Genomic DNA, 21272 nt, shown 5'->3' with positions numbered 1-21272 from the left:
ATTCCCAGCTCCTCCCCCATGTCCGAACCGTTCGAACATCTGCGCCACAAGCCGCCGACGGCTCTGGAGCGACCGCGCGAGTTGATCATTGTCTGCGCGCCGCTACGCAGCAATGTGAACCTGTCGAACATGCTCCGCACCGCGGGCTGCTGCGGCATCACGCGGGTCGTAGCGTGCGGCAATCCCAGCATTCACAAATCGATTGCCCGCGATGGCGGCGAACAAGTCGAACTGGAAGTGCATCGCACGTTGCTTCCGGTCCTCAAGCAGTTAAAGGAAGAGGGCTATCCACTTATCGGCTTAGAACAGACCACCGGTGCCCACAACTTGCACACGTATCAGTTCCCGCGCAAAGCGGCGCTCGTACTCGGCAACGAACGACTCGGGCTGACCGAAGAGCAGCTCCAGTGGATGGATGCCTGCGTCGAGATTCCCGTCTATGGCCTGCCGTTCAGCTACAACGTGGCCACTTCGGCAGCACTCGCCATGTACGAGTACTGCCGGCAATATCCGCAGGGCTAAGCTCGCCTGTTATAGCGCCCGCATGAACGCTACGAGATCGACCTTCTCGTCTTTGGTCAGCTTGAGTTCGAGCACGATGTTGAAGAACTCGACCGTATCTTCCAGCGTCAAGCAGCGACCATCGTGCAGGTAGGGAGGACTATCTTTGATGCCCCGCAGCGTGAAGGTCTTAATCGGACCGTCCCCTGGTTCGTCATACATGAACCGCTCCAGATGCAGGTCGTGCATCTTGTCGTCGAGATAGAACGCTCCGCTGTGGCAACTCGCACATTTTCCCTTGCCGAAGAAGATGGCTTCGCCCCGCAGTTCGGCGTCGCTGGCTTTGTCGGGATTGAGTCGCCCTGTGGCCACGTCCAACTTAGGTGCCGGTGGAAAATCGAGCATGTTCTGCATTTGAGCCATGTTGCTGACCAGCACGCGGTCGATGATGTTCATCCCCTTCTTCGCCGCATGCGATTGATCGCCATTGAAGTAGGCAGTCCGTTGTTCGAACTCGGTGAAATCTTCAATCGATCGCAAGCTGCGCTTCGAGCCGTGAATCTGCTGATTAAAGACGCCACGCAAGCTAGTCGTATCGAGTCGCATCCGGCGCTCTTGCGGCCGCGTGTCTGGATTCAAGTGGAACTGGGCCGTCGTATGTCCGTTCACGTGACAATCGAAACAGGTCACTCCCAAACTGGGCTCGAGAGTTTTCCGATCATCGGTTGGATTGAATTCTTCCTGCGGAAATGGAGTCACCAGCATTCGCAGACCGTCGAGTTGCACCGGCGTGAGCAGACCTTTGAAGAGGCGATAATAGTTGTTGATCGTGACGACTTCGCCCTGCGAAACGTCACCGAGTTCCGGACGATTATTCAAGAAGATCGCGGGCGGAAACTCGGGCAGAAACTCTTCCGGCAGATCGAAATCGACATCGAACCGTTGCAGCCTCGGAAACATCTGGACCTGCATCTGCGGGAAGACTTGCCCACCATTCGTCTGCAGCGGATGAGGCAGCGCCGTGTAAGGAAAGGCTCCTTTCTCGCGAATCTCCGCAGGCGTCATGCTGGCGAAGTCTTCCCAGCGCATACCTTCCGGCAGGATGGCCGTCGGTCCCACTGCGAGTGGTTTGCCGCGCGACATGGTGGCTTTCGGATCGAGCCGTGGCCGCATATTAAAGCGACCGGCCAGGTAAGACTTCTGCGCGGCCATCACGTCTGCTTTGGCCCGCGATTCCTTCGTCATGATTTCTTCGAAGGGCTGCATCGGCCGTGCGGAGCCATTGCCATCGCGGCCGAAATCGAACCCCAAGGTTTGTCCCTGGTTGGGCTGCTTCTGCAAATCGCGCGTGATGGGCGCGGGATCCTTGGCAGACGTTGCAATGGCCAGGTCGTGTTCGGTTTTCAACTGCTCCACTCGCTGTTGTACCGGGCGAGCAGGAGCCTGAGCTTCCTGCACGGCATCGCGACGCGACGCTGGCAGCGGTACAGCCCCCGGTTGTCCCACCGCGCGGAAGGCAAAACCACCGGCCAGCGTAACGCCGCACAGGATGGCTGAGGTAATGGCTAGTCTCTTCATGGGTGGCTCCTGCTACTTACTTTCAATCAATGACGAATGGTGTGCCGACAAATCAAAGCACGTTTGATGCCACGCTTTCGACTGCCGCAAATTGGCCACTCTTTCGTCCACAACGTTCACAAACGGCATTGGCCGCAACTCAACATTTGCCAATTCTTGTGCCGCAACCTGTCAGGTTGGTCAGTAGTCGTTCAGTTCAAGGTTTCAGGATCGCTGTTCCCGGCGCGGCATACTCTTTGCCCACCTTCGTACGCATCGTTTCGTCCAGCTTGTCCCTGAACATTTCCGAACGACAAGGTTTGACCATGCCCGCCAAGACTCAGCCCAAACGCCAAATCCGTCCCGAACAAAAGCAGAACCGCCGTCCCGGTCTCGAAGCGAAGATGAAGCCATTGCCGGAAGTGACCCGGTCCTCACATGCCGGCAGCGGCAAGCTGCAAGATCAGGTGGCGATCATTACGGGGGGCGATAGCGGCATCGGCCGCGCCGTGGCCGTCGCCTTTGCCAAGGAAGGAGCGCACGTCGCGATTGTATATCTGAACGAGCACGACGATGCCCGCGAAACCGAACAGCAAGTGCGCGAGCATGGCCGCGAGTGCCTGCTGATTCCCGGCGACATTGGCCGCGAAGCTGTATGCCAGAAGGTGGTGACACAAACGCTGAAGAAGTTTGGCCGGCTCGACATTCTGGTGAATAATGCGGCCGAACAACACCCGCAGAAGTCGCTTGCCGACATCACCGCCGAACAACTGGAACGAACCTTTCGAACGAACATCTTTTCGTTCTTCTATCTGACCAAAGCGGCCCTACCGCGCTTGGATCCCGGCGCGCGGATCATCAACACGACTTCAGTCACGGCCTATCGCGGCAGTCCCGAGTTGCTCGATTACTCGGCGACGAAAGGGGCGATTGTCACGTTCACGCGCTCGCTGGCGATGCAGTTGGTCGACAAGGGAATCCGCGTGAATGGCGTTGCGCCGGGACCAATCTGGACGCCACTTATTCCTTCTACGTTTGCAGCGGACAAAGTGAAGAAGTTCGGCTCCGATGTGCCGATGGCCCGCGCCGGCGAACCGGCCGAAGTGGCTCCCTGCTTCGTGTTTCTCGCTGCTGAAGATTCCTCGTACATCACCGGGCAGATTTTGCATCCCAACGGCGGCGAAATTGTGAATGGGTGATGAGAATGGGCTAGGAACTAGGGGCTGGGGGCTAGTAAGACGTGCCTACGTTTTCTCTTCTCTAGTCCCCAGCCTCTAGCCCCCACCCACTCACACTCGATTCGCGCGCAGTTCTGCCAGCGAGTAATGCGTATCGCGCCAGCGGATGCCGCCGCGTACGAAGGTGAGAATCATCGCCCGCCATTGAATGTAGGTGAAGATCGCCACCGTGAGCGGGAAACCGAAAGCGGTGCTCAGGGGAATGCTCATCGTGCGAGCAAAGCGGGCAACCATGAACAATTGAACGACCACCGCGGCCACATAGAACCACCGCGCTGGACCGGGAACAATCCAAACCGCGAGGAACGGCCAGACATGCATGGTGAGGAGGAAGAGGGAAGAAAGGACCGTGTGCCAGATTCGATAGTCGACGCCGGAGAAGGCGTTCTTCTCGAGGCCGACGATGATCTCGTTCAGCGAACTGTACCACTCGACGGCGATCATCCCCATCCCATGCACCAGGTCTTGCTTGTGCCCGCTCTGCTTCACAATTTTGCCGAGTTTCATGTCGTCATCGGGGCGCATGCGGATCGGTTCGTGTCTCCCAATCTGTTGATAAACGCTGGCGCGAATCAGGTTGAACGCGCCGATGCCGACGTGCGCGGAGCTGTTTGGATTACGAATCAGCCACGGCTTGACGAAGATCGTGAAGAAGATCGAAAAGGTAACCACGAACGCCTGCAGCAGCCAGGAGTTCATGTTGACGTCGGGGGTCGCGGCGAGATGGTCGACCTGATTTGTGACGGCGTAGCTAATGGCGCGGCGGAGTGCGGTTCGTTCGAACACGATGTCGGCATCGGTGAAGAGTAACCACTGGCCGTCCGAGTGATCGGCCCCGAGTTGCAGCGCATGATTCTTGCCGAGCCAACCGGCGGGCAGTTCCGTCACGTGCACGACGTTCAGCTGCGGATACTCGGCGGCCAGGCGCGAGAGGATCGCTCCCGTCTGATCGCGCGAGCGATCGTTGACGAGCGTGATCTGCAGGTTCGGATAATCGATGGCCACCAGCGAGCGAACGGCCTCTTCGATGTTCCGCTCTTCGTCCTTGGCACCCGCGATGAGCGAAATGCGCGGCAGCGGCTGCGCGGAGTCAGCTGGGAGTGGCACTTCGGCCAGGCGACGGACGCAGCGGTCGCTATAGGCCAGCAGCAGGACCATCAGAACGGAAAAGACTGCCGTGAAGATCGCGAGAACAAGAACAGCCCAGTGAAGGACGAGGAGCACCAGTGGCCAGAAATCCATTACGAGAGTCCCAGAATCCGGCGGGCATTACCGCGATAAATCTTCTGCGCCACTTCGGCCGGCAGCTGCAGCTTTTGTTCGAACAGATCGAACTGCGGGACCGCTTGGGCTGGTGCTAGAAAGTCGGTGCCGAACATCACGCGGTCTTGTCGACGAATTAAAAATTGTTCGCCAAATTCCAGGTCGCGACTAATGGCCCCGGCACCACTGCCGGCGGACAGATCGGCAAACAGGTTCGGATATTTTTCCATGAGCGCGTCCATCGCACCACCAGGGGCGACTTTTCCCTTGGGATAACCGCCGAGATCGACCTGCGAAGTATCGCCGCTAATCGACGCCCACCAACCCGGCCCATGACCGATGAACTTGCAGTCGGGATGTGCTTCGAGCGCTTTGGCCAGTCCGGGAAGCCCGGGCTTATCGAGATTGCGTTGATTGTCGAGATGAAACAAGAGCGGCCATTTCAGTTCGTGGCAGGCAGCATACAACGCCATGTTGCGGGGGTCGTCGATGGCCACACCGGGCTTGTGCTCGCCAAAACCCTTGGCACCCGCCTCGCGATATTTTTCGAGCATGGTGAGTAAGCCCTTCGCGCCGCCGTTGTAACTGGTGCGAGGATCGACGCAGCAGAAGGGAATCAGCCGGTCGCGAAACGGGCTGGTCTGTTGCAGCACGAAATCACTCGTCAGCAAATAGCTCGAAGACTCGGGCGACACGAGCGGCAGCACCACGGCTTGCGCGATCTTATGAGCGTCCATCCAGCGGAGCAATTCTTCCGCGCTTAACGGCTGCGTGGTGTTCCACGTTTGCCCCAAGTGCGTGTGCATGTCGACGTAGTCGCCCGTGGGGAATTTTTTGTCTTCCGCCTGGAGGTGATAGTGACTGGCGGCAACGAGGGCGGCCGCGGTGGCTGAGAGGAAATGACGGCGATTCATAAGCGAAGTCCTCAAAGTGGGATAGGCATCCTGCCTGTCACCAATCTCCTGCTGCCGAGTTCACAGGCTGGAAGCCTATGCCACGATATCTTTTTGCCGCGCTGAGCCTATCGCAGTGCGGCCCTTGGGGCAAGCATTGCAGGAGCCCAGCTGGCATAATCAAGCGATGCCTGCACTGCCTCACCGCGCGAATCTCATCGCCGTTTTATTCGCGATGACTTACCCCACGTTACTCACGTGGGTCTATTTCACGTTGCTCAAAGATTCACCCAGCACGTGGCAGCAAGCGGCGTTCGGCATTGGCAAAGTGATTCAATTCGCCTTTCCCGCAGTCTGGGTGTTTTGTATCCAACGACGTCCACTAGCGTTGCCGCAGCTCCCAACGCGCGGGCTAGGTTTAGCGCTGCTAATTGGAATCGCACAACTGATCGCCGGGCTGGCAGTCTATTACTTCTGGCTCAAGTCGAGCGGTGTCTTCACTGCGCCCGTGCAAGAGATGTTGGCCAAGCTGAGGGGCTTTGGGCTGGACTGGCGCGCGGGATTTGTGGCGCTAGCGATTGGCTACTCGCTGGTTCATTCGTGGCTCGAAGAATACTACTGGCGCTGGTTCGTGCTGAATGAACTGCGACCGCGCGAAGAACTTTCTGATGCCACGAGCAGCGCGACGATATCCGCAGCGACCTGGCGGGCGATCGCAATTTCCAGCGTGGCCTTCATGGCCCATCACGTGCTAGTGCTCGCGGGCTATTTTCGCTGGGATTCGCCATGGACATATATCCTGTCGCTCTGCGTTGGCAGCGGCGGCGCGATCTTCGGCTGGCTTTATGTGCGGAGCCGATCAATCTATGCCCCGTGGCTGGCCCATGCGTGCGCCGATGCCGTGATCTTTCTCATTGGCTACGATCTGCTCGGCTCGCAGTTGAAGTAGTCACTTCGGCGTCTCGTAGCGATCGAGCAGGAGTTGATGAAACTCCAGATTCGTTTCCGGATCATGGGCTTGCAGTTGCAGTGTGCCGCCGGCAAGTCGCAGCCCGCGGCGCGGGTTCTCGTTCGGCTCGCGCATATCGGTCCAGTCGCAGGTTTGATGGCCATTCACCCAGATGGAAATGTGCGGGCCAGCAATGACCGTCGTCAAACGAAAGAGTTCACAATCGCGGCAGACCAATTTGCGCGCATGCTGGCGATCGTCGACCGAACCCGTGCAGCAGCCCCCTTGGCCGTTGCGCGTATCGTAAACGCGATTGTGCAACTGAGTCTCGTAGCCCATCATCACTGTGCCGGGCGGATTGCGCAGAAAGATGCCACCGTTGGTGTGGGCTTCCGCTGTCCGTACATCGGCCTGCAACAGAAAATCTTGCAGCAGCGGCGGAGCAGTGCCAACGTCGCCGTTGGCCTTTGCCGCACCATGATACTCCAGCGCGCCGGGACCACCGAGAGCGTGAATGTGCCCGTCTTGAACTTTCCAACTCACCGTCTTGTCGGGGCGAGATTTGGGGTAGGCGAGCACCCGCCAGCCACTCAAGTCTTTGCCGTTGAAGAGGGGAACTGCCTGAGTGGGCCGCAGCGAGAACTCACCGACCGCCAGACCGTCTTTCAATTGCAGTTGTCCCAATCGATGAGCACACTTGACGCGTTGCCACCCAGGCTTGAGAGGAAGCGAGAAAGCAGTCCCCGCCTGCAATGTTCCAGCCGTCACGACATTCAGGCGCAGTTCATAACAGTGAAACGGGCTCGTCGTGGTTCCCGCGGTTAGCACGCGCGACGAGCCGGCCTTGTTCTGGTTCATCTCTAGTTTGGCGTCTTGCCAACCAAACGTCGTCTTTCCGTCGAACAGGGCAATCCAACCGGTAAGCGCCTCCTCTTTGCTCAGACCATAGCCATACTCGGCCGGGGATTTCTCATCGGCCAGCGGCTCCGTGAAGCCTTCCTCACCACCGGCAAGGGTGAGCAGAACGAGGGCCAGCGAATTGAACATCGAAGATGCTCCTGGGCAATGGCGAGAGGTAGCCAGCACTTGGCAGCGTGAAACTATCCTGCTGGCATTGCGAACTCAAGCACTGAACTTGATCGAAGTCTTCACATTCATGATAAGAGTCGACGGCAATTGGAAATCGAAACTCGCAGTTTCCTTATTACGGTAAGGAGTTACGTCGACCTCGGAAGTCCTAAGTGCTGGAGATTTTATCCGTTACAGCAGATTGGCAACTTCTGGAGTCGAGTTCGCTTTCCGGAAACTCTTGGCCGTCGCCACGAGCCAAGGAAACGGCGACTCTCCCGCTTTGGGTTTGGTCTTTCGCCCGGGGTCTAGCCGTGGTAGCTTGATGGATTCAAATTTGCATCGCAGACGCCGCCAGCTCGCGCGGAATCGAGTTACCCACGGTTGGTAACCCGGCTGAGGCGGCGGAGTTGCGTCGATTTTTCAGGTGATTTCATGGCGAAGCCCCATCGTGCCACAAAGAAAGCCAATCATGGCAAGCGCCCGGCCAACGGCAAGGCCAAGCGTGCCAAACGCAAATTGGTCCGTACCTAAGACTTCCATTGGTTTTTCGCCAACCCCGCCAACCAGCCAGCCGATTTGCTTCACGACCGTTTACTGAGCAGGTCTGTGGTTTGTCCGCGTCCGGGAAGGGATGATGCTGTGGCCCAGCAAGACTTTTTGGTTGACTTGTCGACGATCGATTTCAGCCGCCCCATGGCGACGCTGGAGGAAATTCGTAAATTCAACCCGCAACGCTTCGAAATGGAGCAGTTGACGGCCGTTGTCCACGTCGATGAGACGAGCTATCTGAGCGTTGGCTACAAAGACACGTCGGTCGACGATTTCTGGGTCCGCGGCCACTTCCCCGCTTTGGCCATCATGCCCGGCGTGGTCATGCTCGAATCGATCGCCCAGCTGTGCAGCTTCGTAACGCAAAAGTACGACCTGCTCGGCAGTGAAATCGTCGGCTTCGGCGGCCTAGAAGAAGTGCGATTTCGCGATCCGGTGTTTCCCGGCGATCGCTTCCTCGTCATGTGCAAGCTGGAAAAAGTTCGTCGCGGCCGGATGATTGTCTGCACCTTTCAGGGCGCGGTGAACGATCGACTGTGCATCGAGGGAACGCTCAAAGGCGTGCCGATTCCGGTCTCGGCCTTGCAAGAGTATCAGAAAACACGCGGCGCTAAAGCCTAAGTAGGGTAGCTCCGTGGGCCGACGTGCTCTTCCCAAAATCGATCCGCAGCTGGATCTCAGCCGGCACCTCCTCACGGCGAGCGAACTTCCCAAGCCGTTCGCGCCCGCAACACTCTTTGGCCATTCCTCACCGGTCGAAGTCGAAGTCGGTAGTGGCAAGGGACTATTCCTGCTGAGCGCTTCGGGCGAGCGGCCCGAACACGATTTTTTTGGCGTCGAAGTGGCGATGAAATATGCCCGCTTCGCAGCGTCACGCCTAGCGCGCGCGGGCCGCACCAACGCGCTGATGGCGCAAGGCGACGCGCTCGCCTTCTTTCGCGAGTGGGTCACCGACAGTTCGTTGCACGCGGTGCACGTTTACTTTCCCGATCCGTGGTGGAAGAAGAAACATCGTCGCCGGCGCGTGATGAACGAAGCATTCTTGCACGACGTGATTCGGACGCTGATTCCCGGCGGCAAGCTCCACTTTTGGACCGATGTCGAAGAGTATTTTCAAACGTCGCTGGAACTGATTGCACAGTTGCCGCCGCATCCCGCCGGCAAACTCCTCGGGCCACTCGCAGTGCCTGAATCGCCAGCCGAACACAACCTCGACTATCGCACGCACTTCGAGCGCCGCATGCGTCTGCATGAGTTGCCCGTCTATCGGTCGGAGTTCTCAAAAGAAGCGACTCCGGCAATACCTGCGCCGGCATAGCTCGCGCGATCGATACAACTGCGCCAACGCGCCCGGGCGATTCGTCGTTATCGGCACATTCTCTCCCGATTCGCCGGCAGTTCAGCGGCCTGATAGTACACTCGCTAGAAATCGGTCGCGACCCAATTAGGCTGGAAGGTAGCTCTTCTCATCGCCTGTTCTGGGTGTGCTGCCATGCGTCCATCATTTGCGTCTTCGCTCCGCTCGACTCTACTTGCGCCGGCCCTGATTGCGCCGGCCCTGTTGCTCATCGCAAGTGCAGCGCCCGCCGTGGGTGCCGATTGGCTGACTGCCCCTTCGTACTACACGAACGATCCGCTCTCGGGCGCACCGGTAACGCAGTACTCGCAGATCGGACCATTTTACTATTATCACCGGGCCGACTTCATGCGCAGCGGCTATCGAAACTATCGGAGCACGATTCAGGCGGGCGGCAGTGCAGACAATATGCACATTGTCGAAGAATACGGCCGGGCTGTGCGGCCGTACGAAGAATGGCGATTCCCGTTTCGTCCGTTCTCGGTCCCCTACGATCAATGGGGCCCTCCGTTCGGCGGACTGGGAACCACGGTCATCAACAATGGTGGCTGGGGTGGCGGTTGGAACGGCGGCGGTTGGAACGGTGGTGGCGGCTTCCCTCCCAATGGGCCCATTGGTCCAAACGGGCCTAATGGCCCCAACGGTCCCGGCAACATGGGACCGGGAAATATGGGCCCCGGCAATATGGGGCCCGGCAATATGGGGCCCGGTGGCTGGAACGGAGGCGGTTGGAATGGTGGTGGTGGATGGAATGGCCCCGGAGCTTGGGGTGGGCAGCAGAAAAACTATGCCCAGCCTTGGCTCGATGGCTACTATCCGACTTACGACCGCAACGACCGGTCGCAGTACTATCGTTCGTACCAATAAGCGGCTGTACCTGAATTGGTGCACAAGTATTCCGCCCGAACACTCTGCCTGGTTGCCGCGTATTACCACTCAGGCACACGCGGTTCTGTTGCATCAGCTAAGTGCTTGCTAGCAAGTCAGTTCGACGGGCTGGCCGGCAAAATCGGAAAAAACCTCCCAAACCCACGCTCGGGCCGAAGATTCCGTTTCGTTGCTGCCGATGCAAAGTCTATCTATAAGGAACTGTGTCGTTGCAATTGATAGATTCTCGCCAGCTTGCCTTTTGCGGTTGGTAGGGCAGTCATCAATGGTCCCGAGCGGTCAACAGAAAGGTCTGTATGCGTCAAGCGCGCAAGCATCCTAGCGGTCGTGGTTTCCAACGTCTGGCGATGGAGAAGTTAGAAGATCGTTCGCTCATGGCCGGTAACGTGACCGCCGTGGTTACCAACGGCGTCCTCGTGGTCACCGGCGATACCGCGGACAACGGCATCACCATCGACTACAACCAAACCACCGATGCCTATTCGGTGATCGGGACGACCCCGACCGGCAGCACTGCCACGACGATCAACGGCCTGGATACTTCGGTGCCGGCGAACGCGCAGATCTTCAACAACGTTACCAAGGGAATTCGCGTCATTGCGAATAACGGCAACGACCTCTTGGTGTTCGGCGCTGCCACTTCCACTTCGTTTGTCGTCGATGGCTTTGTCGACATTCAAATGGGGAATGGCAACGACACGGTGACCATCGGACGCAATGGCAACGCAGCGGGTGGGGCAGCCCCCATCGCCAACGAATTCGAAGTTGGCACCACAATGGCCATTAAGCTCGGTTCGGGTAACGACACGCTCGATATTACGAATGCTTCGATCGCCCGCGATCTCACCATTCATGCCGACGTCAACAATCCTTTGAACACGGCCACGGACGGCAACGACACCGTTCGCTTCCCGACGACCTTCACACCCAGCGGCGGTGAGCTCACTGCCTTCCCGGTGACGGTTGGCAAGAAGACAACGGTTCTGCTCGGCGGCGGAGCCGACACGTTCAACGGAGCAAACCTTCGTGCTCGGGGCGGAATGTTCGTCCAAGACTTGGGAGCCAACCTGAACTTCGACCTGGTCGATACTGTGGTGGGGGGCGAACTCAAGTTGCAAAAGACGGGTGGAAGTGCCAATGACATCCTCATCGACAACGTCCAAGCTGGTACGCTGCGAATCAGCACCGGTAACGCCGTCGATACGATTGCGGTTCGCGATTCGATCTTCGAACGGATGTACATCGAATCGGGGGGCGGCGTCGATCGCATCACCATCGGCAACACCCGAGTCCGTAAGCTCGGCTTGATTGATGGCGGCCGCGAAAAGGCCCGCCTGATTCAAGAAGGGGGCAATACGCTTCGCGGCGTTGTCAAAATCAAGACCTTTACGAACTAAGCTCAGACCGCGCGGCGACTACCAATCGCCCACGCTGCCATCGCTGAGAAAGACTCGCTGCAGCACCTCTTGTTCGAAGGGGTGCTTCTTCACTTCGGCCTCGTCGATTTCGATGCCGAGACCCGGCCGCTGATTCGGCCGCACGATGCGCCCCTTCGGGTCAATCGTAAATCCTTCTTGCACCACATCTGCTCGCCACGGCACATCGTTGTGGACCGTCTCGCAGATGATGTAGCTGGGCTGGGCAAAGCCAAACTCCAACGACGCGGCCGTGCTGACTGGCCCCTGCGGATTGTGCGGCGCAAGCGCAATGCGATGAGCTTCGGCCAGCGCGGCGATGCGACGCGCTTCGGACAAACCGCCGCAGTGAGTAATATCGAGCTGGCAAACTTCGCAGCCCCGAGCGGCGAACAAGTCGCGAAACTGAGCCAGATGCGTCAGCCGCTCGCCGGTTGCTACTGGAGCTACGAGCTCGCGGTTAATCATCGCCAGACCTTCGATGCTCTCCGGCCAGCAAGGTTCTTCGAAGAAGTACAGATGATAAGGCTCGAGCGCCTTGCCAAACTGCAGGCCCATCGCCGGTGACGGCCGCGCGTGGCAATCGACCATGATGTCGATCTCTTCCCCTACAGCTTCACGCATGGCGCGAACGGCTGCTTCAGCTGCGCGAACTGGCTTCATTCCCTCCAGCGGCAAGGTCGAAGGGACCGCCATACTCTTGAAGGCAGTGTAACCATCGGCAACTGCCTGCTGCGCGAGTTCTGCAAACCGCTTGGCATTGTCGACGGGCGTTTCGTAAAAATCTTCCATCCGCCCGCCGCCAAGATGGCAATACGTCCGCACATGATCGCGAACCGGTCCGCCCCACAGCTTGCTGCAAGGCATGTTGGCGACTTTGCCGAGAATATCCCAGAGCGCGATATCGATGCCGGCAATCGCGGTCGAACGCACGATGCCGTTGCCGTGCCAGAAGTGCTGGCGGTGCATCATCTGCCACAAGTGTTCGATGCGCGTGGGATCTTCGCCGACTACTAACTGCGATAAATCTTCGATCGCGCCGACGACAGCCCGCGTGTGCCATTCGAGCGTCGCTTCGCCCCAGCCAAACAGCCCAGGCTGATCGGTGTGAACTTTGACGAAGATCCAATTCCGCATGCGGGCGTGGCAAACGAGGGGCTCAATGCGCGTAATTTTCATGGTGCAGTTTTTTCAGTAGGGTCCGCTGTGCGGACCATGACCAGTTCACGATTAGTAGTAGCGCGAATCAACAAACAAACGCACAGCGGACCTTAGGAACCGATTAATTGATTCACGAGTTGGGTTGCCGCGGCGACCACCTGCTCAAACGTGCCCGGGGCGAGGACCGCCACCGACTCTTGATACAAACCGCGGCCATAACTCTCGCGAGGCACAATATACGATGGGCCCCAGCCATCGACGAGTGTCATCACAATGATTGGCGTTTCCGGATGCGCGCGGCGCACTGCCGTTTGCAGACCGCTGTACAACTCTCCGCGTACCCCGAGCCAAATCGCATCGCCCAACCGCCAGGCTTGAATGACGTACGGATATTGATCCGGCGGCAACTCATCCAGGCGGCGCAGCATCCGCGTTTGCCGTTCGACCAGCGCGTGAGCATCGCGGGCCTCGGCTTGATCGCCAGCAGCCAGGGCTTCCAGTTCCACTTGCTGCTGCTTTTCCAATGTCGCTTCGACCTCGGCGCGGCTGGGGCGATCTTGCCGATAAGAAAGAGCGAGTTCGGTATTCTGCCAGGCGAGGGTGCTTGCCTGTGCGCGGCGGGCCTCGCTCCACGGTTCGTCCTTCCAAGTACCCAGCGTGGCACCGGAGATGGTCGGTCCTTGATAGACATAGGTCGTGCCCGCTGGGGGAAGTGCAGTAAGAGCTTCGAGCACTGCATAGGCCAACTGTCTGCCGTTGCGATCGGCGACTGCCACATCACCGACGAAACCTTCGCGGGGGCCAATCTCGGCCGAAGCGCCTTGCAGAAAGATGCACGGCGCAGAGCCCGTTTCGCGTTCGACCGTTTCGCGCAGCGCGCCGATGAAGTCGGGACTAATCAGCTGATTTTCCCAAGCAAGTGTGGTGGGGTGGCAGGCGTAGTTGACAAAGGTGGCGAGAATTTTCCCCGCTTCGTTCGTCACGCGCGCGACGACGACTGTGTCGTCCGCGGGTAGTGAGGGATTGAAGCCGCACACGAACTGCTTGCGATCTGCATCCCAAAAGTCGCGATTCGTCGCCAGCGAACAGTGGCCCATGCCATAGGTGATCGTGGCTTCTGCGAGTTGCTCGTTGGCCTGCAGGACCAATTGGCCGCAGCGGCTGGCCACCTCGCGCAGATAGGGACCAATCAGCTCACCCCCCGGCAAGTTCTTGCGGTCCAGGCTCATCAGCCCAGCACCGTGCGTATGCGTGAATGTGATCAATAACTGTTTCGCACGCGTGCCGGCAATTTCTTCAATCGTCGATTTCAGCAGCTCGATTTCTGTCTCGCCGAGTAAACAATGATCGAGCGTAATGAGCGCCCGGTTATCGGTCGCTGCACTGCTGAGGGGCGCAATCACAACCGCCGAAGCCACGAGCGGGCGATGCACGCCCGCTGCTCTCTCGTGCGTGGCCGCACCCCACATGCGGTGATAGATGCCAACCGGCGGCGTGATATCGCCGCGAGCAATGCCGAAGCGGCAGACAGATTGGGGCGATTCGTGGCGCATGATGGTGGGCTCAGGCAAATCGGGCGGGGGTTCGAGGAGAGATGGAGTGAAAATAGCACGAATGCCGTTCACGCGAAGTGTGTTCAAGTGTACACTAATCAAAATCCTCCTCTGCAGGGTTCTGTTATGCCTGACGAAACTCCCCACCGCTATGTTGCCCGCGCGGCGACCGTGAATCCGCCGAATCGCTTCGAGCATTCGCGGCAAGAGGCCGATCATGAGCATGGGTTTGCTGAAGATGAACAACTGCCAGGCGAGCGAAGGAAGGTCGAGACGGAATTCTTGCCCGACCGGGCAGAAACGTTGATTCGCGAGAACGACAGCCCGGATGTTTCGTTTCGCTTCAGCCTCAATGCCTATCGCGGCTGCGAACATGGCTGCGTTTATTGTTACGCCCGGCCCGGGCACGAAACATTGGGAATGAATGCGGGGCTCGATTTCGAAACGCGCGTGCTGGTGAAGTTCGATGCGGCGCGAATCCTCCGTCGCGAGCTGAACAAGAAGAAGTGGCAGCCCGAGCCAATCATGATCTCGGGCGTAACCGACTGCTACCAGCCTGCGGAACGACGCTTCCGACTAACGCGGGGCATTTTGGAGGTGCTGCTCGAAGCGGAACATCCGCTGACGATGATTACCAAGAACTCGCTCATTCTCCGCGATCTCGACCTGTTGCGACCTTTGGCCGAGCGCAAGCTGGTCGGTGTGGGCATTAGCATCACCACGCTCGATGCAGACCTGGCTCGGACCATGGAACCGCGAACCGCCACGCCCGCGGCCAAGTTGCGGGCGATTCGCGAATTGACCTCAGCTGGTGTATCTGTGCGGGTGATGGTCGCGCCGATCATTCCAGGCTTGAACGATCACGAAGTGCCGGCGATTCTGGCCGCGGCGAAAGCAGCTGGTGCGCACAACGCCGGCTATGTCATGCTCCGGTTGCCCTGGGCCGTCGCTCCCATCTTTAGCGCTTGGCTGCTCGAACATCGCCCGTTGCAGGCCGACAAAGTAGAGTCGCTGCTGCGCGAAGTGCGGGGCGGCAAACTCTACGATGCAGAGTTCGGCCAGCGCATGACCGGAACCGGCCCGTACGCCGATAGTGTGCGAACCACCTTTCAAGCGTTCTGCCGCAAACTGGGTCTCGATCAACCTTCGCCAGCGCTCGATTGCAGTCGCTTTCGCCCCCCGCGCTTGCCGGGTGGACAGGGGCAGTTGTTTTAGCTTTCGTGGTTTTTGCGGCCATTGCTGGGCGATCGGTTCCCCTGGTCGCCCCAACCAAATGCCCTAAAATAACGTAAGTTATTGATATGTTTTGTCCGCTCGCACGCCCGAGGAGCTCACGCTCATGTCCCAAGCATCCCCGAATTATCCGCCGCAGCCCATTGTCATCTATCAAAGTGGAGCGGGTTTTTGGAAGCTCGCTGCGGTCTTCGGTTGGGTTGGGCTCTTCATCGCCGGGCTGATCGTCATCGGTCAATGGTCGGCACTGGCCGAATACTTCGACGTGACGAATGGGCTGGAAGAAAAGTACGTCAGCGGCGGCAAGTTCTCGTCCGACAAGATTGCCGTGATCTCCATCGAAGGCGTCATCATGGAAGGGGACGGCTTCGTCAAGCAACAGATCGACCGCGTGCGCGAAGACAAAGACGTGAAGGCGATTATCGTTCGCGTCGACTCTCCCGGCGGCACGGTCACCGGCAGCGACTACATCTATCACCACCTGAAGCGGCTGCGCGAAGACAAGGGAAAGATCCCGCTCGTCGTCAGCATGGGGAGCATGGCTGCCAGCGGCGGTTACTATGTGTCGATGGCCGTCGACGATCAAGAGAACGTCATTTTTGCCGAGCCGACGACGACAACCGGATCCATTGGTGTCATCATTCCGCACTACGACCTGACCGGTTTGCTGGACAAGCTCGATGTAAAAGACGATTCGATCGCCAGCCACGAGCGGAAGCAAATGCTGAGCATGACGAAACACATTTCGCCCGAGCATCGCGAACTGATTCAGGCCTATGTCGACGAAAGCTTCGGCCGCTTCAAGAACATCGTGAAGTCGGGTCGCCCGATCTTTCAGAAGGACGAATCCGCTCTCGACCAACTCGCCACCGGCGAGATCTTCTCGGCCGACCAGGCGGTGAAGCATGGGCTCGTCGACAAAATCGGCTTTCTCGAAGATGCCGTGGCTCGCGCGCTGGAACTGGCCAAGCTGGAGAAAGACAGCGTCCGCGTCGTGAAGTACAAGCGACCCGCATCACTCTTCGACATCGGTGCCATGGCGAAAGCCCAACAAGGAAGCGCGAACATTTCGGCGCTCACGGGCCTGCTCGAAATGTCGACGCCGCGAGCTTATTACCTGTTTTCGGCGTTTCCCACGCTGGCTGCGAGCAAACGCGCGGAGTAACAGTTCTCGGGCACGGTGATCGTGATTACCCTGAGCCGTTTGGGTCAGGCCCGATCTCGCCGAAAGCGATACTCGAGCCCTAAAAACTTCCCGACCCCGCATGATTATTCTGCGGGTGGCGCTTCCGCAGCAGGAGCAGCTTCAGCGGGTGATGCCGGCGTTTCTTCAACTGCTGGCGCAGCTTCGGCGGCAGGGGCTTCAGCCGGTGGCGGAGCCTTCGCTGGACCACGGTTGGCAGACTTGCCCTTCACAACGGGCTTGCCAGCAGCAGCCGCTTCGTTGTCTTCGATCCGCTTGCGCTGCTTCTCGGCGTCGGCAACCTTTTCAGCTTCCAGCGCGAGCGTTTCCGCTTGCTCGACGATCTTCTCGACCTGTTCTTCCGTCATGCTCCCCATTTCCATGAGGGCATCGGGTTCGATCACCGAGAGATCGTCGTACGACAGGTAGCCCTGTTCGACCAACCGCTGGGCCAACTCTTCGTTCATCCCTTCGATCTGCATGAACCCGGCGACCGCGCGATCGATCTGCTGCTCGAGTTCGTCGTTGGTCATGATTTCGATGTCCCAGCCGCACAGCTTGCTGGCGAGACGAACGTTCTGACCCTTACGGCCAATGGCCAGCGACAGCTGATCTTCGCGAACCAGCACGATGGCGCGGCCGATCATATCGCAGAGCAGAACCTGGTCGACTTCCGAAGGCTTGAGTGCTTCGCGAATCAGCGTTTCGGGATCGTCGCTCCAGCGGATGATATCGATCCGCTCGCCCGACAATTCGTCGACGATGTTCTTGATCCGATTGCCGCGAATTCCAACGCAAGCGCCGACGCAATCCACACGTTGATCGGTGCTGCTGACGGCCACCTTGCTGCGGTGAGCCGGTTCGCGCGCAATCGCGTTGATGGTGATTACACCTTCCGAGACTTCAGGAATTTCTTGTTCGAACAGTCGCTGCACGAGTTGCGGGCGGGTGCGGCTAAGCACCACTTTCACGCGGCTTCCTTGTGGCTTCACTTCGAAGATGATCGCGCGGACCCGTTCGTTGGTCTGGTGCGACTCGCCAGGGATTTGTTCGGAGCGGGGCAGAATCGCTTCCACATTGTTGCTGAGGGCAACTATCGTAGCACCACCTTCGATGCGCGTGACGGTGCCGTTGACCATCTGGCCAATCTGCGTGCCAAATTCGCCAAGCAGCGAGTCACGCTCGGCTTCGCGAATCTTTTGAATGATGACTTGCTTGGCAGTTTGAGCGCCAATGCGACCGCTGATTTCATCAGGGTCCATCACCTCGCCGTTGTGCGTGCCAGAGAGCGCGCCCGTGGCACGATCGATGTGCAGGGTAATCTCGGCCAATTCGCCGAAGCTCTTCTTGGCCGCGCTGACGAGCGCAGACTCGATCGCCTGGAAGACGACGTCTTTTTCGATGTTCTTTTCACGGTGGATCGAATCGACGATCCGCAGCATGTCAGCGGGATTCATGTTCGTCCTGCCTTCCAGTCAATTGTTCTAAAGTTGTTCGCTTGCCTGTTTCCTCGAACCACAGCACTCGCCGGCCTAGCACCCGCAGTCGCGACTCGGGCTGAATCGCTCCTAGCAACGCTTCGTTCCAGCGAAATACCAAGCGCCCGGCACTTCGCGGTTCTAGTAACAGACTGCCGAAGCAATCGCTACCCAACCACTCTGCGACGACTTGCGAACCGGCAGCTGGAACTACTTCCAGCGTGCAGTCCGCTCGCTCTATCTGGGTCGCACTCGCACTAGCTATATCGCAATCTTCGGGACGAAGGGCCATGACCACCCGCCGCGAAGCCTCTTTCGTTATCGCTAACTCAGCTACCAACTCAAGGCGCGCTGCTTGCAATGAACCATCGTCCGCTGCGAACTGCCAACCTCGCTCGTTCACCGACAAGTGTCCGACCCAAGCATTCAAGCCGCGCGGCGAAAATAGTTCCGCCACCTGCCTGTCTGCCGGCCGATCGTACACCTCGCGGGGCGAAGCCAGTTGCCGCAACTGACCGTCGATGAGCACCGCCACTCGATCTGCCAAGGTCAAGGCCTCGGTCAGGTCGTGTGTCACGTGTATCGCCGTCAAACCCTGCTCGCGCAGCTGCTGCTTCAACTCTCTCGCCAGCGCCAACCGAATCGGCCCATCGAGACTGGCCAGTGGTTCATCGAGCAACAGTAGCTTCGGCCGACGAATCAGGGCCCGAGCCAAAGCCACTCGCTGCTGCTGACCACCCGATAACTCGGCCGGTCTACGCTGCAACCAAGGTGCAATGCCCACCCGTTCCGCCACGTCCCGCACTCGCTCGGCGATCTGCTCGCTCGAAAGTGCTGACTCCGAACCACAACTCGACTTACCTGTCCAACCGCTCAACCAACCGCCGTTTTGCCGCTCCAGGCCGAAGGCCAGGTTCTGCGCGACAGTGAGATGGCCATACAAGCTGCCGGTCTGGAAAACCAGCGCGACGTTCCGCTCGCGCGGCGATGAATGCGTCACATCGACGCCGTCCATCAAAACCCGCCCGGCAGAGGGTTGCTCCAGCCCTGCAATCATTCGCAGGAGTGTCGTCTTGCCCGACCCGCTGGGGCCGAACAAAACCAGCAACTCGCCATCGCCAACTTCCCAATCGACCTGTTGTACCGCCTGCACTCCCCCGACACTTCCAGTGGTCTCGCGATTCGCGAAAACCTTTGTCACGCCAAGGAGTTGCAAGCTGGCCATTCGCCGCGGATCACCTGTACTGTTTGCCTCAATCGACAAAAAAACGCGACCTACCCTGTCGAGCAGCTCGCGCCGGTAAAAACGCTCGAACTATTATACCATCACGACGCGAAAACGAAAACCTGCCAGCTTGAAAGCCTCCGGCCAACGTGCCAGTAGCTTTCGCCTCCGAGTCACTCAAAAAGATATCGGTGTAGCGTGAGAGTGTCAAGTTGGAGCAAGAACCGGCCAACCCAACGGGGAGCCACAATTCCCCATTCCGCATTTCTCCCCCGCCCCTTAGACTAGCAACTGCGTCTGAACTCCCGTTACGACAAGCAATTACAGCTATAAGCAATCACAGCCGTGCCTCTCAACGATTTTGCCTATCAGCGGTGCTTGAACCACCAGTGCGGCTACACCTGCGGACCCGAAGAGGCCCGCACCGCGTGCCCCAAGTGTGGCGACCTGCTCGACGTGCTGTACGACTGGAATCGCTCGAAGCCACCATCGTCGCTGAAGTACTTCGAAGAGATGTGGTCGCGCCGCAATGAGCCCTTGCGGTTCAGTGGCATCTATCGCTTTCATGAACTGCTGCCATTTGCCAAACCCGAGACGGTCGTCACCGTCGGCGAAGGGCAAACCCTGTTGCAACAAAGCGATTTCGTCGGCACCTATGTCGGCATGAAACCGGGGCGCTTGTACTTGCAGTACGAAGGGATGAATCCTTCGGGCAGCTTTAAAGACAACGGCATGAGCGCCGCCTTCACGCATGCGCATGCCATTGGTGCGAAGCGGGCCGCCTGTGCATCGACGGGCAACACGAGCGCATCGCTGGCCATGTACTGTGCTGCGACGCGCCTGATGAAAGCGGTCATCTTCATCGGTAGCGGCAAGATCTCGTACGGCAAGCTTTCGCAAGCGCTCGACTATGGCGCACTCACCGTGCAAATCGCCGGCGACTTCGACGACGCGATGGCCCGCGTGCAAGAGATTTCGCGCGACCTGGGCATCTACCTGGTTAACAGCGTGAATCCCTTCCGCCTCGAAGGTCAGAAGTCGATCATGTTCCGCGTGCTCGAAGCGCTGCGCTGGGAAGTGCCCGATTGGATCGTCGTTCCTGGTGGCAATCTCGGCAACAGCAGCGCCTTCGGCAAAGCCTTCATGGAGTTGAAGGAACTCGGACTGATCGACCGCGTGCCACGCCTGGCAGTGATTAACGCCTCCGGCGCCGATACGCTGTTCGAACTCTTCGAGCATCGCGGACTGCGGTGGAATGGCGGCCGCGCGAACATGAGCATTGTCGATCATTACTATCAAGAACTCGATCAACTGGGGCGCAAGGCGTCGACCATCGCCAGCGCCATCGAAATCAATCGCCCCGTCAACCTGCGCAAGTGCCTCCGTGCGCTGGAATTCTGCGATGGAGTCGTGCGGCAAGTCACCGATCAAGAAATGCTCGATGCCAAGGCGAAGGTTGGTGCCGGCGGCTTCGGTTGCGAACCGGCGAGTGCCGCGAGTGTGGCCGGTGCTCGTTTGCTGCGTGACCAAGGAATTATCGGCAGCGACGAACGGGTCGTCTGCATTCTCACCGGCCATCAGCTGAAAGACCCGACGGCCACCGTCGCCTATCACACGACCGATCAAGAACAGTTCAACAAAGTGCTCGGCAGCCGCGGCGTCAAACGGGCCTCGTTCGCCAACCGAGCTGTCGCAGTACCCAATGACCTCGGCGAAATCATCAAAGCGATTCAACTGTATAGTTAGCGTTACCTCTTT

General features: G+C 58.7%; 19 protein-coding genes. 11 read left to right on the top strand and 8 right to left on the bottom strand.

All coding sequences use genetic code 11. The annotated features are described in order from the left end of the window. The first annotated feature begins 18 nt into the window (after positions 1–18). Entirely contained in the window at positions 19–522 is a 504-nt protein-coding gene (locus ETAA8_RS01315; protein WP_202921490.1) for a TrmH family RNA methyltransferase, read from the top strand. A gap of 9 nt (positions 523–531) precedes the next feature. Here the strand turns inward: ETAA8_RS01315 and ETAA8_RS01310 are convergent, their stop codons facing one another. Continuing rightward, positions 532–2079 (bottom strand): cytochrome B6, encoded by a 1548-nt coding sequence (locus tag ETAA8_RS01310; RefSeq protein WP_145083760.1) that lies wholly within the window; start codon positions 2077–2079, stop codon positions 532–534. A gap of 305 nt (positions 2080–2384) precedes the next feature. Here ETAA8_RS01310 and ETAA8_RS01305 point away from each other — a divergent pair, with 305 nt between their 5' ends. Continuing rightward, entirely contained in the window at positions 2385–3257 is an 873-nt protein-coding gene (locus ETAA8_RS01305; RefSeq protein WP_145083758.1) for an SDR family oxidoreductase, read from the top strand. A 90-nt stretch (positions 3258–3347) separates the two neighbouring features. Here ETAA8_RS01305 and ETAA8_RS01300 read toward each other — a convergent pair whose 3' ends face one another. Further along, a complete protein-coding gene (locus ETAA8_RS01300; RefSeq protein ID WP_145083756.1) occupies positions 3348–4538 on the bottom strand; it encodes a glycosyltransferase in 1191 nt (396 codons plus the stop codon). Then, positions 4538–5473 (bottom strand): amidohydrolase family protein, encoded by a 936-nt coding sequence (locus ETAA8_RS01295; RefSeq protein ID WP_145083753.1) that lies wholly within the window; start codon positions 5471–5473, stop codon positions 4538–4540. The genes ETAA8_RS01300 and ETAA8_RS01295 overlap by 1 nt, the downstream gene beginning before the upstream one ends. 166 nt (positions 5474–5639) lie before the next feature. On the opposite strand from ETAA8_RS01295, the gene ETAA8_RS01290 reads away from it, so the two are divergent. Continuing rightward, positions 5640–6401: a CPBP family intramembrane glutamic endopeptidase gene (locus tag ETAA8_RS01290; RefSeq protein ID WP_145083750.1), complete on the top strand. Its 762-nt coding sequence runs from the start codon at positions 5640–5642 to the stop codon at positions 6399–6401. Here ETAA8_RS01290 and ETAA8_RS01285 read toward each other — a convergent pair whose 3' ends face one another. Then, a complete protein-coding gene (locus tag ETAA8_RS01285; RefSeq protein WP_145083747.1) occupies positions 6402–7448 on the bottom strand; it encodes a 3-keto-disaccharide hydrolase in 1047 nt (348 codons plus the stop codon). A 456-nt stretch (positions 7449–7904) separates the two neighbouring features. Between ETAA8_RS01285 and ETAA8_RS35770 the strand changes: the two genes are divergently transcribed. The 5 genes from ETAA8_RS35770 to ETAA8_RS01265 all read left to right on the top strand — a co-directional run bounded on the left by ETAA8_RS35770 (position 7905) and on the right by ETAA8_RS01265 (position 11663). Continuing rightward, positions 7905–8003, top strand: coding sequence for a 50S ribosomal protein bL37 (locus ETAA8_RS35770; protein WP_391484802.1), 99 nt, complete (start codon positions 7905–7907; stop codon positions 8001–8003). Between the two features lie 108 nt (positions 8004–8111). Continuing rightward, positions 8112–8642, top strand: a complete 531-nt coding sequence (locus ETAA8_RS01280) for a 3-hydroxyacyl-ACP dehydratase FabZ family protein (RefSeq protein WP_145083744.1) — start codon at positions 8112–8114, stop codon at positions 8640–8642. A gap of 13 nt (positions 8643–8655) precedes the next feature. After that, on the top strand, positions 8656–9339 hold the full coding sequence (gene trmB, locus ETAA8_RS01275) for a tRNA (guanosine(46)-N7)-methyltransferase TrmB (protein WP_145083741.1): 684 nt from the start codon (positions 8656–8658) through the stop codon (positions 9337–9339). Between the two features lie 174 nt (positions 9340–9513). Continuing rightward, the gene (locus ETAA8_RS01270) at positions 9514–10245 is read left to right on the top strand and encodes a hypothetical protein (protein WP_145083738.1); all 732 of its coding nucleotides are present in this window, start codon (positions 9514–9516) and stop codon (positions 10243–10245) included. Positions 10246–10562: 317 nt separating this feature from the next. Further along, a complete protein-coding gene (locus ETAA8_RS01265; protein WP_145083735.1) occupies positions 10563–11663 on the top strand; it encodes a hypothetical protein in 1101 nt (366 codons plus the stop codon). A gap of 18 nt (positions 11664–11681) precedes the next feature. Here ETAA8_RS01265 and ETAA8_RS01260 read toward each other — a convergent pair whose 3' ends face one another. Next, positions 11682–12860 (bottom strand): enolase C-terminal domain-like protein, encoded by a 1179-nt coding sequence (locus tag ETAA8_RS01260; RefSeq protein ID WP_145083732.1) that lies wholly within the window; start codon positions 12858–12860, stop codon positions 11682–11684. Between the two features lie 92 nt (positions 12861–12952). Further along, on the bottom strand, positions 12953–14395 hold the full coding sequence (locus ETAA8_RS01255) for a neutral/alkaline non-lysosomal ceramidase N-terminal domain-containing protein (protein ID WP_145083729.1): 1443 nt from the start codon (positions 14393–14395) through the stop codon (positions 12953–12955). 126 nt (positions 14396–14521) lie between these two features. Here ETAA8_RS01255 and ETAA8_RS01250 point away from each other — a divergent pair, with 126 nt between their 5' ends. Together ETAA8_RS01250 and sppA are read left to right on the top strand one after the other, a co-directional pair. Then, positions 14522–15610: a PA0069 family radical SAM protein gene (locus ETAA8_RS01250; RefSeq protein ID WP_145083726.1), complete on the top strand. Its 1089-nt coding sequence runs from the start codon at positions 14522–14524 to the stop codon at positions 15608–15610. Positions 15611–15734: 124 nt separating this feature from the next. Beyond that, a complete protein-coding gene (sppA, locus tag ETAA8_RS01245) occupies positions 15735–16793 on the top strand; it encodes a signal peptide peptidase SppA (RefSeq protein ID WP_145083723.1) in 1059 nt (352 codons plus the stop codon). A 104-nt stretch (positions 16794–16897) separates the two neighbouring features. Here sppA and nusA read toward each other — a convergent pair whose 3' ends face one another. Then, positions 16898–18268 carry a transcription termination factor NusA gene (gene nusA / locus ETAA8_RS01240; RefSeq protein ID WP_145083720.1) on the bottom strand — a complete coding sequence of 457 codons (1371 nt, stop codon included), beginning with the start codon at positions 18266–18268 and terminating at the stop codon, positions 16898–16900. Then, the gene (locus tag ETAA8_RS01235; RefSeq protein WP_145083717.1) at positions 18255–19514 is read right to left on the bottom strand and encodes an ABC transporter ATP-binding protein; all 1260 of its coding nucleotides are present in this window, start codon (positions 19512–19514) and stop codon (positions 18255–18257) included. The genes nusA and ETAA8_RS01235 overlap by 14 nt, the downstream gene beginning before the upstream one ends. Before the next feature lie 345 nt (positions 19515–19859). Between ETAA8_RS01235 and thrC the strand changes: the two genes are divergently transcribed. Continuing rightward, the gene (gene thrC, locus ETAA8_RS01230) at positions 19860–21260 is read left to right on the top strand and encodes a threonine synthase (protein ID WP_145083714.1); all 1401 of its coding nucleotides are present in this window, start codon (positions 19860–19862) and stop codon (positions 21258–21260) included. Positions 21261–21272 lie beyond the last annotated feature (12 nt).

Origin of the sequence: Anatilimnocola aggregata, from assembly GCF_007747655.1 — a bacterium.
Taxonomy (GTDB): domain Bacteria; phylum Planctomycetota; class Planctomycetia; order Pirellulales; family Pirellulaceae; genus Anatilimnocola; species Anatilimnocola aggregata.
Note: the sequence above shows the minus strand (reverse complement) of the source record. Positions and strands in the feature narration are given on the sequence as shown.